15 protein-coding genes are annotated in these 14,726 nt (G+C 65.3%); 14 read left to right on the top strand and 1 reads right to left on the bottom strand.

Translation table 11 applies throughout. The features are described 5' to 3' along the window. Positions 1-2: 2 nt before the first annotated feature. From cobW to cobJ, 6 genes are read left to right on the top strand one after another with little or no spacing between them, the layout of a single operon-like run. Positions 3-1,040, top strand: coding sequence for a cobalamin biosynthesis protein CobW (gene cobW, locus NJ75_RS00075; RefSeq protein WP_039330625.1), 1,038 nt, complete (start codon positions 3-5; stop codon positions 1,038-1,040). A gap of 8 nt (positions 1,041-1,048) precedes the next feature. Continuing rightward, positions 1,049-4,327, top strand: a complete 3,279-nt coding sequence (cobN, locus tag NJ75_RS00080; protein ID WP_039330627.1) for a cobaltochelatase subunit CobN — start codon at positions 1,049-1,051, stop codon at positions 4,325-4,327. Next, entirely contained in the window at positions 4,324-5,451 is a 1,128-nt protein-coding gene (locus NJ75_RS00085; RefSeq protein ID WP_039330629.1) for a cobalamin biosynthesis protein CobG, read from the top strand. Before cobN ends, NJ75_RS00085 begins: the two co-directional genes overlap by 4 nt. Beyond that, positions 5,451-6,080, top strand: a complete 630-nt coding sequence (locus tag NJ75_RS00090; protein ID WP_039330631.1) for a precorrin-8X methylmutase — start codon at positions 5,451-5,453, stop codon at positions 6,078-6,080. The genes NJ75_RS00085 and NJ75_RS00090 overlap by 1 nt, the downstream gene beginning before the upstream one ends. Then, entirely contained in the window at positions 6,077-6,814 is a 738-nt protein-coding gene (gene cobI, locus NJ75_RS00095; protein ID WP_039330633.1) for a precorrin-2 C(20)-methyltransferase, read from the top strand. The genes NJ75_RS00090 and cobI overlap by 4 nt, the downstream gene beginning before the upstream one ends. Then, the gene (gene cobJ, locus NJ75_RS00100; RefSeq protein WP_039330635.1) at positions 6,811-7,587 is read left to right on the top strand and encodes a precorrin-3B C(17)-methyltransferase; all 777 of its coding nucleotides are present in this window, start codon (positions 6,811-6,813) and stop codon (positions 7,585-7,587) included. Before cobI ends, cobJ begins: the two co-directional genes overlap by 4 nt. Here cobJ and NJ75_RS00105 read toward each other — a convergent pair. Further along, positions 7,551-8,312: a cobalt-precorrin-6A reductase gene (locus NJ75_RS00105; RefSeq protein ID WP_039330637.1), complete on the bottom strand. Its 762-nt coding sequence runs from the start codon at positions 8,310-8,312 to the stop codon at positions 7,551-7,553. The two genes, cobJ and NJ75_RS00105, sit on opposite strands and share 37 nt — an antisense overlap. Here NJ75_RS00105 and NJ75_RS00110 point away from each other — a divergent pair. The 8 genes from NJ75_RS00110 to bluB are packed head-to-tail and all read left to right on the top strand — an operon-like array spanning position 8,311 to position 14,713. Further along, complete coding sequence (locus NJ75_RS00110; RefSeq protein WP_039330640.1) at positions 8,311-9,519, top strand: bifunctional cobalt-precorrin-7 (C(5))-methyltransferase/cobalt-precorrin-6B (C(15))-methyltransferase; 1,209 nt, start codon at positions 8,311-8,313, stop codon at positions 9,517-9,519. The genes NJ75_RS00105 and NJ75_RS00110 overlap by 2 nt on opposite strands. Further along, positions 9,516-9,881, top strand: a complete 366-nt coding sequence (locus NJ75_RS00115) for a cobalamin biosynthesis protein (protein WP_039330641.1) — start codon at positions 9,516-9,518, stop codon at positions 9,879-9,881. Before NJ75_RS00110 ends, NJ75_RS00115 begins: the two co-directional genes overlap by 4 nt. Continuing rightward, positions 9,878-10,663 (top strand): precorrin-4 C(11)-methyltransferase, encoded by a 786-nt coding sequence (cobM, locus tag NJ75_RS00120; protein WP_039330643.1) that lies wholly within the window; start codon positions 9,878-9,880, stop codon positions 10,661-10,663. The genes NJ75_RS00115 and cobM overlap by 4 nt, the downstream gene beginning before the upstream one ends. Next, entirely contained in the window at positions 10,660-11,973 is a 1,314-nt protein-coding gene (locus NJ75_RS00125) for a cobyrinate a,c-diamide synthase (protein WP_039330645.1), read from the top strand. Before cobM ends, NJ75_RS00125 begins: the two co-directional genes overlap by 4 nt. After that, entirely contained in the window at positions 11,874-12,692 is an 819-nt protein-coding gene (cobA, locus tag NJ75_RS00130; RefSeq protein WP_230962559.1) for a uroporphyrinogen-III C-methyltransferase, read from the top strand. The genes NJ75_RS00125 and cobA overlap by 100 nt, the downstream gene beginning before the upstream one ends. Next, the gene (gene cobF, locus NJ75_RS00135; protein ID WP_039330650.1) at positions 12,689-13,453 is read left to right on the top strand and encodes a precorrin-6A synthase (deacetylating); all 765 of its coding nucleotides are present in this window, start codon (positions 12,689-12,691) and stop codon (positions 13,451-13,453) included. The genes cobA and cobF overlap by 4 nt, the downstream gene beginning before the upstream one ends. Beyond that, positions 13,443-14,069, top strand: a complete 627-nt coding sequence (gene cobO, locus NJ75_RS00140; RefSeq protein WP_039330652.1) for a cob(I)yrinic acid a,c-diamide adenosyltransferase — start codon at positions 13,443-13,445, stop codon at positions 14,067-14,069. Before cobF ends, cobO begins: the two co-directional genes overlap by 11 nt. Then, entirely contained in the window at positions 14,066-14,713 is a 648-nt protein-coding gene (gene bluB, locus NJ75_RS00145; RefSeq protein WP_081095568.1) for a 5,6-dimethylbenzimidazole synthase, read from the top strand. Before cobO ends, bluB begins: the two co-directional genes overlap by 4 nt. Positions 14,714-14,726: the final 13 nt, after the last annotated feature.

The following is a 14,726-nucleotide window of genomic DNA, read 5'->3' on the forward strand; positions in this document are numbered from 1 at the left end:
CCATGTCGGACCTGTCAAAGGTACCCGTCACGATCATCACCGGCTTTCTGGGTGCCGGTAAGACCACGCTGATCAGCCACCTGATCCGCAACGCTGGCGGACGCCGATTGGCTGTGGTCGTCAATGAATTCGGTACTCTGGGGGTGGATGGGGACATCCTACAATCCTGCGCCATTCCCGATTGCCCGGCGGAAAACATCGTCGAACTGGCCAACGGCTGCATCTGCTGCACCGTGGCGGACGATTTCATTCCCACCGTAGAGCGCCTGCTCGCGCTTGATCCGCGCCCTGACCATATCCTGATCGAGACATCAGGGCTGGCCCTGCCCAAGCCCTTGCTCAAGGCCTTCGACTGGCCGGCAATCCGCAGTCGCATCACGGTGGATGGCGTCCTTGCGCTGGCCGATGCCGAAGCGGTTGCTGCCGGACGGTTTGCCCCCGATCTTGCAGCGCTGGAGGCCCAGCGCGCCGCAGACCCGGGGATCGACCACGAAACCCCGCTGTCCGAAGTCTTCGAGGACCAGCTTGCCTGCGCCGATCTCGTTTTGCTGACCAAGGTTGATCTGGCCGGACCTGACGGAGTCGCTGCCGCAAGGGCAGCCATTGCGGCCGAAGCACCCCGCCCCGTGCCTGTGATCGAGATAGCCGAAGGGATTGTCGACCCTCGCGTGATCCTTGGACTTGGAGCTGCCGCCGAAGACGATATCGCTGCCCGGCCCTCGCATCACGACAATGAGGATGATCACGAGCACGACGATTTCGACAGCACCGTCATCGCGCTCGGCGAGATTGCCGATCCCGCCGATTTGGTGGCGCGTATCGAAACGCTCGCCCGCGACCATCGCATCCTGCGGGTAAAAGGCTACGCTGCCGTGACTGGCAAGCCCTTGCGCCTCTTGGTGCAGGCCGTCGGGTCGAGGGTTCGTCACCAGTACGACCGCCCATGGCGCCCCGATGAGCGGCGCCAGACCACCCTGGTCGCCATCGCCGAGCATGACGATATCGACGAGCCTGCCATTCGCGCGGTGCTGGCAGGCTAAGCTAGGCCGTGCACGTCATCTTTCGCGAAACGCATGGGATGGAGGAAACGGCCATCCCACAGGATCTGGGGCAGGAGCCTGCGGATCTTGTCGTCCTGTCCTTCTCGGACAGCGATCTTGGTGCGTTCGCGGAAGGCTGGCGCCAGGCGCAAGCGGCGGATCCGGCATTTCCTTCGTTGCGGCTCGCCAATCTTGCCGCGCTGATCCACCCTTTGTCGGTCGACACCTATATCGAAAAGACATTGGCCGGGGCAAAGGCCGTGCTGATCCGGCTGATCGGCGGCACGCCCTATTGGAGCTACGGCCTTCAACAGGTCGAGACCCTCGCCCGATCGCGCGGGATTGCGCTTGCTGTCCTGCCTGCCGATGGTCGGCCGGATTGGCACCTCGACAGTGTCTCCACGCTTCCTGCCGCCACGCTGGCCAAGCTTTGCCAGTTGTGTGACGAGGGCGGCGCGGCAGCGGCGCGCGCGGCCCTGGCCGCTCTCGCGCACGCCGCAGGGCTTGGCGTCAGCACTGTGACGCAATGCACGGCTTTGCCGGCAACTGGCGGATGGCACCCCTCCTGCGGGATCATCGATCCTGCCAGCTTCAGGCCCAATGCGGATCGGCCGCTGATCCTGATCGTCTTCTACCGTGCGTACCTCGCCGCACACGACCTGCACCCGATCGCCGCGCTTCATTCCGCGCTTGAACAACGCGGCTTTGACGCGCTCTCGATCTTCGTCCCCTCGCTCAAGCCCCCTGAGGTCAGGGCACAGGTGGATCGCTGGGTGCGTTCGCTGGCGCCTGCAGCCATCGTCAATGCCACGGCTTTTTCAGCGCGGGGCGAGGATGGCGGAACGCCGCTCGACGGGGGGGGCGTTCCGGTCTTCCAGATCGCGCTTGCCACCGCACCGCGCGCAGGATGGGCGCGCACATCGCGTGGCCTCTCGCCGGCTGACCTTGCCATGCATGTCGTACTCCCCGAGATTGACGGGCGCATCTTTGCAGGCGTGTCGAGCTTCAAGGAAGCGGGCGAACGCGATCCGGCACTCGGCTTCGCTCCCTATTCGCACCGCGGCGATGACAACCGGATCGCAGCGGTCGCCGACCGCGTGGCGCGCTGGATCGGGCTGGCCCGCAAGCCGGCATGCGAACGCCGCGTCGCCCTGATCCTGTCGACCTACCCCGGCAAGGCCTACCAGATGGCGCACGCCGTGGGTCTTGACGCGCTGGCCTCAGTCGATGCGATTGTCGCCGATCTGGCAGAGGCCGGGTACAAGGTCAGCCGCCCCACCGATCTTGCCAGGCAGCTGGCGACCGAGCATCTGGTCTGGCCTTTGAATGCCTATCGCACTGCCATGTCCGCCCTGCCCGAGACGCTGCGGCAGGACCTTGCCTCGGCATGGGGAGAGCCGGAAGACGATCCGCTGGCTGTCGATGGGGCATTTCGCTTCCCGGCGCTCACGCTCGGCCAGGTGCTGGTGGCGCTTCAGCCCGAGCGGGGCGAGCCTATCAGTCGCGATGCAGACTATCACGACCTCTCGCGCTGCCCGCGGCACGCCTATGTCGCCTTCTACCTGTGGCTGGGCCAGCAGGGTACGGATGCGCTGGTCCATGTTGGCGCGCATGGTACGCTGGAATGGCTGCCGGGGAAGGCTGTAGCGCTGTCTGACGCTTGCTGGCCCGAAGCGCTGACACAAGCGATGCCGGTCATCTATCCCTTCATCGTCAACGATCCGGGCGAGGCAGCGCAGGCCAAGCGCCGCATCGGTGCTGTCACCATCGGCCATGTGCCGCCGCCGCTCGTCCCGACCGGAAGCGGCGCCGGGCTGGGCCGGATCGAGGCTTTGCTGGACGAATTCTCCAATGCCGACGGGCTGGACCCTGCCCGCCGGGACCGTCTGCAGAAATCCATCCGCGAGGAAGCTGCCGCGCTGGGGCTGGAGGCAGAGCTCGGCCTTGATACCGCCACCACTCTGGTCGAAGCGATCACCCGGATCGATCGCTTCGTCTGCGATGTGAAAGCCAGCCAGTTCGGTGACGGTCTCCACGTTTTCGGCCGCGGTGAACAGGGCGCGGCAGAGCGGAACGGGCTTCTGGCTGGGCTGGACGGCCGATGGATCGCTCCCGGACCATCTGGCTCGCCCCATCGCGGACGAACCGATGTGCTGCCGACGGGACGCAACCTCTACACGATCGATCCGCGCGCAGTACCTTCGCGCGCAGCGCATGCACAGGGCGTCGTGCTCGCCGAGGAGCTGCTCCGCCGCCATCTGCAGGATCACGGCGACTACCCGCGTGGCCTTGTGGTGGATCTGTGGGGTTCGGCCACCATGCGCACGGCTGGTGAAGAGTTTGCGATGGCGCTGCACCTTCTGGGGGCAAAGCCGATGTGGGACATGGCTTCAGAGCGCGTGACGGGGGTTGAGATTCTCCCACTCGCCATGCTCGACCGCCCTCGCCTCGATGTAACGCTGCGCGTTTCGGGCCTGTTTCGTGATGCCTTTCCCACCCTGCCCGCCTTGTTCGGTCAGGCCGTCCGGGCGCTGTGCACCAGGGACGAACCCGCCGACTGGAACCCTTTCGTTGCCTTGGCCCCAGCGCCGCGCGTCTATGGTCCGCGTCCGGGCCGGTATGGACTCGGGATCGGAGACGCGGCCGAAACCTATACCGATGATGCCCGGCGTGCGGCGGGCGAAGCATGGCTGGCAGCCTCCGACCACGCGCTGGATAGCGTTTCCGATTCCAGCACGGGAAGCGAGGCTGACCCCGATGGCATCCGTCTGCGAGTGGCCAGCGCGGACGCCTTCGTCCACCTGCAGGACCTGCCTGAAACCGACCTCTTGCTGGCCGCGGACTATGCCGGGCACGAGGCAGGCTTTGCCGCAGCCCAGGCGATTGTCGGAGGCAAGGCCGCACTCTATCATCTCGACAATCGGGACCCGAACAACCCGGCGGCCCGCACGCTGACCGAAGAAATTGCCCGCGTGGTCCGTGCCCGAGCCGCCAATCCAGGCTGGATCGCAGGAATGATGCGCCACGGCTTTCGTGGGGGCGCGGAACTGGCCGCGACGCTGGACCATCTTGGCGCTTTCGCACATCTTTCCGGCAGCGTGCCGCCGCAGCTGATCGACCTTTATCACGAGGCAACGCTCGGCCAGTCCGAAGTTCGCGCCTTCCTCGAACGCGAAAATCCCGATGCACTGGCGGCGATGGAAGCGCGCTTTGCCGCGCTGCATGCCGCGGGCCTCTGGCGCACCCGGCGAAATTCCATCCTGGCCAGCCTGCGGGAGGCACCATGACCGGATTTGCCGTCAAGGGCTGGTGCCCGGACGCATGGCACCCGATGATATCCGGCGACGGCCTACTGGTGCGGGTCAAACCCCGGCTCGGGCGGCTGACACGGGAGCAGGCGCTGGCCCTTTGCGATGCGGCCGCCACCTGCGGCAGCGGGCTGATCGACCTGACGCGGCGCGCCAATCTGCAGATTCGCGGCGTTGCCCAAGATCGCTGGCCCTTGCTGATCCAAAGGCTGATTGCGCTGGAATTAGTGCAGCCCGAGCCTGCACTCGAAGCGCGGCGCAACGTCCTTGTCGCGCCCGACTGGCAGGAGAACGACGACACCCACCGCATCGCCAACGCCCTGCTGGCCCGGATAGGCGAATGGCCCGATCTTCCCGGCAAGGTCGGGTTCGTCATCGATGCCGGCCCTGCCGCTGTGCTGACCGGCGCATCCGGCGATTTCCGTGTCGAACGCGGCACGGACGGCAGCCTCATCCTTCGCGCCGATGGTTGCCTCACCGGATCAAGCCTGTCTCCAGGCACGGAAGCGGACGCCCTGATCGCTCTCGCTCACTGGTTCGCCGCGAGCGGCGCCGCCGCAGCCGGGCGCATGGCCCGTTGGGATGCGGAACTTCCCGCATGGGCAAAAGGTGCGATCGCGCCTGCAATGGCTGAACCGGGCCATGTGCTTGGCACCGGACATCATCCATCGATCGCGCTGGCGTTCGGGCTGATAGAGGCTTCGGAGCTCGCCATCCTGCTCGAATCCGGTTCTGCTTCTGGACTGCGAACAACACCGTGGCGGCGGCTGTTGATCGAGGGGGCGGCGGCTGCCCGGACCCACCCGTCCACCGGCGCTAAACCTGATCCGCTGCCCCATGTGGAAGCCTGCCCGGGCGCACCATTGTGCGCACAGGCGACGGTTGAAACCCGTGCGCTTGCGCGCCGACTTGCGCCCTATGTCTCGGGACGGCTGCACGTTTCGGGTTGTGCCAAAGGCTGCGCCTGCTCGCAGGTGGCCGATGTCACGCTGACCGGACGCAACGGCAGGTTCGATCTGGTCCTTGCTGGCAAAGCCGGATCGCCTCCGTCCCGCTCCGGCTTGAGCGCCAGCGAAATCCTCGCGCATTTTGGAGCCGTCTGATGCCCCATGTCTATGAAACCGACGGGGCAGCGATCTATCGCCAGTCGTTTGCCACGATCCGCGCCGAAGCCGATCTCTCCCCTTTCGCGCCAGGCGAAGAGCAGGTGGCAGTGCGGATGATCCATGCGGCCGGGATGGTCGGACTTGCAGCGCATATCCGGTTCTCGTCGGGATTTGCCGATGCGGCACGCGCTGCGCTGGCCGGCGGCGCGCCGATACTGTGCGATGCGCGGATGGTGTCTGAAGGGATCACCCGCGCCCGGCTTCCCGGGAGCAACGCAATCATCTGCACGCTGCAAGATCCTGCGGTGCCTGACCTTGCACGCAAGATCGGCAACACCCGATCCGCTGCCGCGCTGGAACTGTGGCGGCCCATTCTGGCGGGTGCGGTCGTGGCGATCGGCAATGCACCAACCGCGCTGTTTCATCTGCTGAACATGCTGGAAGACCCCGCCTGCCCACGCCCTGCGGCGATCATCGGCTGTCCGGTGGGCTTCGTGGGAGCAGCTGAATCCAAGGCTGCCCTCTGGGCCGCTCCTCCTGCACCCTGCTGCGTCGTCGAGGGCCGCCTTGGCGGCAGTGCCATCACCGTGGCGGCCATCAACGCGCTGGCGAGTACGGCCGAATGAACGCCGGCACGAACATCGGCACCATTCACGGTGTCGGGCTTGGTCCGGGTGCGGCAGACCTGCTGAGCGTGCGCGCCGACCGGCTTGTACGCACGGCGCACCACGTCGCCTATTTCCGCAAGGCTGGGCGGCCCGGCCAGGCAAGGCGCATCGTGGAAGGGATGCTCCGCGCTGACGTGATCGAGTTTCCGATGGAATATCCGGTAACCACCGAAATCCCGGTATCCGATCCTCGCTACAATGCCTGCCTGTCGGCGTTCTACACGCACTGTTCGGAGCGGCTTGCAGCGATTTCGCAGCAGGGTGAGGACGTCGTCGTGCTGTGTGAGGGCGACCCGTTCTTCTACGGCTCCTTCATGCACCTCCATGCCCGCCTTTCAGGCCGCATACCGGTGGAAGTCGTCCCTGGCATCACGGGCATGTCTGGCGCCTGGACCGCGACGGACCTGCCGATCACCTGGGGCGATGATGTGATGACCGTGGTCATGGCCACGCTGCCGGAAGCCGAGCTTGCCCGCCGGATCCGCGAGACTGACGCGCTGGTGGTGATGAAGATCGGTCGGAACCTGCCCAAGCTTCGCCGCGCCGTGGCAGCCGCCGGGCGCATGGATGCGGCATGGCTGGTCGAACACGCAGCGATGCCCGGACAGCGCGTCACCATGCTGGCCGAGGCTGAGGCGGTGACCCCCTATTTCTCGATCCTGCTGATCCATGGTCAGGGGAGGCGACCATGACCGGGGAAAAGGACAAGGGTTGGCTAGCAATCGCCGGTCTGGGACCAGGAGACGAGGCACTCGTCACACCCGAAGTCACCGCCGCGCTGGCCGGGGCTACGGACGTGATCGGGTACATTCCCTATGTCGCCCGGATAGCTGCACGCGAAGGCCTGACGCTTCACCCCTCGGACAACCGGGTGGAGCTCGACCGCGCCGCTCTGGCGCTCGATCTTGCGGCGCAGGGCCGCAGGGTCGTTGTCGTATCGTCAGGTGATCCGGGGGTGTTCGCGATGGCCTCGGCGGTATTCGAAGCGCTTGAGGCAGGTCCTTCCCGCTGGCGGACGCTGGATATCAGGGTGCTGCCGGGCATCACCGCCATGCTGGCCGCCAGTGCACGGGCCGGGGCACCGCTGGGTCACGATTTTTGCGCGATCAATCTTTCCGACAACCTGAAACCCTGGGCCATGATCGAAAAGCGGCTGCGGCTGGCCGTGGAGGCGGACTTTGCCTTGGCGCTTTACAACCCCCGCTCGAAGGCACGTCCCGAAGGCTTCGCCCGTGCGCTGGCCTTATTGAAGGAGCTGTGCGGCGATGATCGCCCGATGCTGTTTGCCCGCGCCGTCACAACGCCGCAGGAAGATCTGCGCATCGTGCCGCTGGGCAAGGCGCACGATGAAATGGCCGACATGCGCACCACGGTGATCGTGGGATCAAGCCGGACGCGGATCATCGAACGTGCGGCAGGCCCTATCCTCTATACGCCCCGGTCCGTTGCGGAAGTGGCCTCATGACCAAGCCATTCCAGCACATCTTCTGCGCGACAGACCTCGATCCGGTCACCGATCACCGGGCGGTCGATCATCACGACCGGAAGCTTGAGCTGGCGCGCAGCGACAAGCTTTGCCTCGGCGCCCGTGCCACCGGCGTTCTTGCACACAACAAGGTCGATCATGTGAGACTGCATCAGCAGCCGATCACCTTCAGCCGTAAACGGCCCGCGATCGATGACAAGGTCGTGGGAGGGCAGGCCTGGGGGCGCAGCCGGAGGGTCAACAAAGCGCAGCAGGTAGTGATGCTGCGGCTGTGCGGCAAAGGCTTCCACATGCATTCGGCCCAGCGCGAGCAGGATGCGGCGCGGCGTGCCCGCAAGTTTGGCCACCGCAGCGGCAGTGTCTCTCACGCATGTCCAGCGATCGCCCGACCCGGCCTCCCATGCGGGTCTGGTCAAGGCGATATGGGCAATCCCGGCAATCCGCGCGGCCTTTATGGCATGTGCGCTCATAGTCGCGGCAAAGGGATGCGTCGCATCGACCAGATGCGTGATGCGATGGTCTTGGAGATAGGCCACAAGCCCCGCCACCCCACCAAAGCCGCCGACGCGGATCGGCACCGGCTGTGGCCGCGGGTTGTCGGTCCTGCCCGCGTAGCTGAGTGTCGTCGCAACCTGCGCTGCCGCAAGCAGGCGCGCCAGTGCGCTCGCTTCGGTTGTTCCGCCAAGCAGGAGAACATTCGGCATGGCTGACATGGACCCTCGCGCATGGTTGACGATCATCGGCATCGGTGAAGACGGCGTGGACGGCCTGTGCTCAGCGGGCCGGGCCGCGCTGGCCAGGGCCGAACTGGTCATGGGATCGGCGCGCCATCTAGCGCTGCTTCCCGCGCTTACCTGCGCGGTCTTCAAATGGCCAGTTCCCTTTGCCGACGGCATAGCCGAACTGCTGGCGCATCGCGGGCGGCGGGTGGTCATGCTGTCATCGGGCGATCCGTTCTGGTTCGGCGCAGGCGCAAGCCTTGCGCGCCATCTCGGTCCGGCGGAATGGGTTGCGCACCCCGCGCCATCGACCTTCAGCCTTGCTGCCGCCCGGCTGGGCTGGCCGATCGAGGAAACGGCCTGCCTCGGCCTGCACGCAGCGCCGCTGGACCGCTTGTGCCCCCATATCGCACCCGCCCAGCGCGCCATTGTCCTGCTGCGCGATGGCGATGCCGTTGCCACGGCGGCGCAATATCTGACCAGCAAGGGCTTCGGCCCATCGACGCTTCATGTGATGGAAGCGCTGGGCGGCCCCCATGAACGCCTCCGCGTGACGACCGCGCAAGCCCTGCCGTTCGCAGACATTGCCCATCCCGTTGCCGTGGGCATCGCGTTCGCCGGTTCAGGCAATGTCCTGCCCGTCACATCCGGCAGACCGGATGCGTGGTTCGATCACGACGGACAGATCACCAAGGCCCCGGTGCGCGCCCTGACCCTCTCGGCCCTCGCCCCGCGTGCCGGTGAATGGCTCTGGGATATCGGCACGGGTTCTGGGTCAATCGCGATCGAATGGCTGCTGGCTCATCCCGCCAACCGGGCGACCGCGTTCGAAGCCGATCCGCTACGGGCCGGCCGCGCCCGCGCAAACGCCAAGGCTCTGGGTGTAGACCGGTTGGATGTGATCAATGCCCGGATGCCCGAAGGCCTGCCGGAAGGCCCCCATCCGCATGCTGTGTTCATCGGTGGCGGCTTGTCCGACCCGCTGCTCGATGCCCTCTGGGCCCGGCTGCCTGATGGAACGCGGCTGGTGGCGAACGCCGTGAGCCTTGAATCTGAAGCCGCTCTTACCCGTTGGCATGGCGCAAAGGGCGGCAGTCTGCTGCGGATCGAACTGGCCGATGCCGTGCCCCTTGGCCAGCGGCATGGCTGGAAGGGGCGCTATCCCGTGGTACAGTGGAGCGTCACGCTATGATCGTGGCTGGCTTCGGCTTTCGGCGCGGCGCAGGCCTCGCTTCGCTGCGGGCGGCGCTGGAACTGGCGCAGGACGGGCTGCCCCCTATAACCCATTTGGCGACCGCCATCGACAAGACGTCTGCGTTGGTACCGCTTGCAGAGGCACTGGGACTGCCGATGACCGGCATCCCATCGGCGTCCCTGTCCACCACGCCTACGCCCACCAGCTCTGCCGCCAGCCTGAAGGCACGCGCGACCGGCAGTGTCGCAGAAGCCTGCGCGCTGGTCGCCGCTGGTCCGGGCGCCCGCCTTTTGCGCACGCGCCACATCTCGCCCGATCGCATGGCCAGCTGCGCCATTGCCGAAGGATCACAGCCATGACCGTCCACTTCATCGGCGCCGGCCCCGGCGCACCCGATCTTTTGACCCTGCGAGGGCGCGACCTGATCGCCGCCAGCCCGGTCTGCCTCTATGCCGGTTCGCTGGTTCCCGTGGCTGTACTCGATCACTGTCCGCCCGGTGCCCGCATCGTCAACACCGCGCCCATGACGCTGGACGAGATCATCGCCGAGATAGCGGAGGCTGACGCCGCAGGGTGCGATGTTGCCCGCCTCCATTCGGGCGACCTGTCCGTCTGGTCGGCAATGGGCGAACAATTGCGCCGCCTGCGCGCACTGGACATTCCGTTTACGGTCACGCCGGGTGTTCCCGCCTTCTCGGCGGCAGCGGCGGCTCTGGAAGCCGAACTGACCTTGCCCGAGCTCGGCCAGTCGCTGGTACTCACGCGCACGCCAGGGCGGGCCAGCGCGATGCCGCAGAGCGAGAGCCTCGCCAATTTCGCTGTGACGGGCGCGACTCTGGCTATCCATCTATCGATCCACAACCTCGCGCGGGTCGTGGCCGATCTTGCTCCCGCCTATGGCGCGGATTGCCCCGTTGCGGTCGTCTGGCGCGCCAGCTGGCCCGACCAGCGGATCGTCCGGGCCACCCTCGACACCGTCGAAACAGCCATCGCCGGCAGCATGGAACGAACCGCGCTGATCCTTGTCGGACGGGTGCTGGGGGCGGAGGACTTCGCACAAAGCAGCCTCTACGCCCACGGCTACGACCGGCGCTTCCGCCCACAGGATGCGAGCTCGCGCTTTGCAGGAGCCGGGGAATGAGCGTTTCAGGCCTGATGATCGCCGCTCCGGCATCGGGAACGGGCAAGACTACGGTCATGCTGGGCCTGCTGCGAGCGCTGGTTGAAGACGGCGCGGTGGTCCAGCCCTTCAAGAGCGGTCCCGACTATATCGATCCCGCCTTTCACCGCGCCGCCTGCGGCCGTGCGTCGTTCAACCTCGATACTTGGGCCATGAATGGCGAGCTGATCGCTGCAATCGCGGGAGAGGCTGTTGGCGCGGACATGGTGCTTGCCGAGGCTTCGATGGGCCTTTTCGATGGTGTCGCGAGCCGGGGTGCCGTTGGCAATGGCGCCAGTGCGGACATTGCACGGACAATGGGCTGGCCGGTTGTGCTGGTGCTGGACGTGTCCGGACAAGCCCAATCCGCCGCTGCAACGGCGCTCGGTTTCAAGCATCTGGATGACACGCTGCCGTTTGCAGGCGTGATCCTGAACCGGGTGGCCAGTCCCCGCCATGAACGGCTGGTGCGCCGGGGGATGGAAGCGATAGGCATGCCTGTGCTGGGTGCCCTGCCCCGGCGCGGCGATCTCACCCTGCCAGAACGCCATCTCGGTCTGGTCCAGGCTGTCGAGCATCCCGATCTCGAGCGGGCGATATCGGACTATGCCGCATTTCTGCGTGCAAATGTCGATCTGAATGCCATCCGCCATGCCGCCAGCAGCAACAGCGCCCCGCCTCCGGCCCCCGGCCAACTGCCGCTTCCCCCTGCCCAGCGGATTGCCATCGCCCGCGATCCCGCCTTTTCCTTCGTCTATCCCCATGTGCTCGAAGGTTGGCGGCGGGCTGGCGCGGAGATCATGCCCTTCTCGCCATTGGCAAACGAGGCCCCTGCCCGCGATGCCGATCTTGTCTGGCTGCCGGGCGGCTATCCGGAATTGCACGCAGGGACCATCGCTGCAGCGACGAACTTCCTGACCGGCCTGCGCCATCACGCCAAGACCCGCCCGGTCCACGGCGAATGCGGCGGCTACATGGTTCTGGGCGAGGCCTTGGTGGACAAGTCGGGAGAACGGCATCGTATGGCCGGCCTGCTGGGGCTTGTTACCAGCTATGCACAGCGCAAGATGCATCTCGGCTATCGCCAGGCCGAACTGCTGGCACCGATAGCCGGACTGGCCAAAGGCAAAAGACTGCGCGGCCACGAGTTCCACTACTCGACGATCCTCGAGCAGACAGACGCAGCGCTGGCATGTGTAACCGATGCAGATGGCGTCGCGGTTGCCGAAACAGGCTCGTATCGCGGCCGCGTGACCGGAACCTTCTTCCACATGATCGCGAACGCATCGTGAAAGGGTTCGTATCATTTGTGGGTGCGGGCCCTGGCGATCCCGAGCTGCTGACCCTTAAAGCCGTTTCTCGTCTTGAGACAGCGCAGGTGGTCCTGTTTGATGATCTGGCTGCGGGACCGATCCTGGCCCGCGCGCGCGATGACGCTGAACTGGTAGCGGTAGGCAAGCGCGCCGGTCGGCCATCTCCAAGTCAGGCCGAAGTCAGCCGTCTTCTGGTGGACCATGCCCTGGCCGGGAAGCATGTCATCCGGCTCAAATCGGGAGATGCTGGCTTGTTCGGCCGACTCGAAGAAGAAATTGAGGCGCTTCGCCATGCGGGAATCTCGTTCGAGATCATTCCTGGCGTCAGCTCGGCGACCGCCGCAGCGGCAGCTGCCGCGATACCACTGACACGACGCGAGCACGCTAGACGCGTCCAGTTCGTAACCGGACATGGCAAGACTGGCACTTTACCCGAAGACCTCAATCTATCAGCGCTTGCCGACCCTTGTGCCACAACGGTCGTCTTCATGCCAAAGCGCACATTTCCGGCGCTTGCTGCGCAGCTTGTCGCGGCAGGACTTGCGGACGATACTGCAGCCTTGTTGGCAGAAAACATTAGCCGACCGGACCAAAGACTTACCAGAAGCACTATTGCCGGACTTGCTCGGTCACTTGCCGACGGCGGATCGGATGCAACCGCACTGGTGATCTACGGCCCCATGATGGAGGAGGCATGATCCACCTCCATCTGATCGGCATAGGCACCGGGAATCCCGACCACCTGACGCGTGCTGCAATACGCACAATCAACGCGGTCGATCTCATTCTGCTGCCCCGCAAAGGCGATGCCAAATCAGATCTCCTGGACCTGCGCCACTCCATCTGTGGCGCCGCATTGGCCTCACCGGTCCGCATGGCCGAGTTCGACATGCCCGTTCGCCGACAGGATGGCGACTACACGCAGGCCGTCGACGATTGGCACGATGCGATTGCAGCGATTTGGGCAGAGCAGATAGCAGTTCACCTTCCTGATGGTGGGCGGGTCGCGCTGCTCGTGTGGGGCGATCCGTCGCTTTACGACAGCACACTGCGTATTGCCGATCGGCTCCGGACGGCTGGGGTCGACCTAACTGTTCGCGTCGAACCCGGTATCACCAGCATTCAGGCTCTTACGGCTGCTCACGCCATCCCGCTGAACGCCTTGGCCGAACCTGTCACGATCACCACCGGCCGCAGGTTGCGCCGGGAAGGCTGGCCGCTGGGAGTGCACACGATCGTCGTCATGCTCGATTCCGGCTGCGCCTTCGAAGTCCTCGATCCTGCTGGCATCACGATCTGGTGGGGTGCCTATCTGGGCATGTCGCAAGAAGCACTGGTGCATGGGCCACTTGCCGATTCTGCGCCGCAGATTGCCGCGCGCCGCGCGGAACTGCGCGCTCGCCACGGCTGGATCATGGATGTCTACCTGATGCGAAAGGAACGAGCCGATGCCTGCTGACCGCGAAGAAGAAGCTGCAAGCGCAGATGCGCGCCATGCCGAGAAAATGCGCAAGATCCAGGCTGCGCGTAGCACCATGATGGCCACCAAGACCCGCGAGCAGGGGCTGCTGATCGTTCACACTGGCACGGGCAAGGGCAAGACAAGCGCTGCACTCGGTATGGTCGTGCGCGCAATAGGACATGGCATGAAGGTCGGGGTCGTCCAGTTCGTCAAGGGCGCGATGGCGACAGGCGAAAAGACGGTGTTCGACGCTTTCCCGGAAAATGTCGAGTTCAAGCCGATGGGTGAAGGTTTCACCTGGGATACGCAAGACCGGACACGCGATATCGCTTCGGCACGTACTGCCTGGGATGAAGTCTGCCGCATGATCGCCGATCCGGCTTACCAGATGGTGGTAGCCGACGAACTCAACATCGTCCTTCGGTATGACTACCTGCCCTTGGATGAGGTTCTTAAGGCGTTTGCCGCGAAACCCGAGATGAAACATGTCATCGTCACCGGACGCAATGCGCCCGATGCACTGATCGAGGCGGCCGATCTCGTCACCGAGATGACCATGATCAAGCACCCTTTCCGCTCGGGCGTGAAGGCGCAGGCAGGGATCGAGTTCTGAGCGATCTGCCGCCCCAGTTCGATGCCGAGTTCGCGGCTCGATTTGCGCAGCTGCTGCGCTGGCGACGCGATGTGCGGCACTTCGAAGCCCGTGCTGTCGCGGAAGAGGAGATGTGTGCGCTGCTGGAGTGTGCCTCCCTCGCGCCTTCGGTCGGGAATGCGCAGCCCTGGCGGTTCGTGCGCGTGCGTTCATCCACCCTTCGTCAGGCGCTGGCCGACCATGTCGATGCACAGAACGCACAAGCAGCGCAGCAATATGCCTGCCAAGCCCGGCAGGAACTGTATCGTTCGCTCAAGCTGCATGGCCTTCGCGAAGCCCCGGAACTGATCGTGGTGTTCTGTGATGAGCAGCCCAAAGCAGGCCATGGACTTGGCATTGTCAGTATGCCGGAGATGTTGCGCTATTCATGCGTGCTGGCGATCCACACACTCTGGCTGGCGGCAAGGCTCCGCGGCATTGGCGTCGGATGGGTATCGATCCTCGAGCCCGGTGTCATCCGCGCCTTGCTGGACGTACCCGCCGACTGGTCGCTGATTGCACTGCTGTGCTTCGGATACCCCCAGGACCCGTCCCAGACACCCGAATTGGAGCGGCGGGGCTGGCAAGCCCGGGAACCTGTGACCAACCGAGTGTTCGACCGATGACCCCCAATCTATG

This window comes from Novosphingobium subterraneum, from assembly GCF_000807925.1.
Taxonomy (GTDB): domain Bacteria; phylum Pseudomonadota; class Alphaproteobacteria; order Sphingomonadales; family Sphingomonadaceae; genus Novosphingobium; species Novosphingobium subterraneum.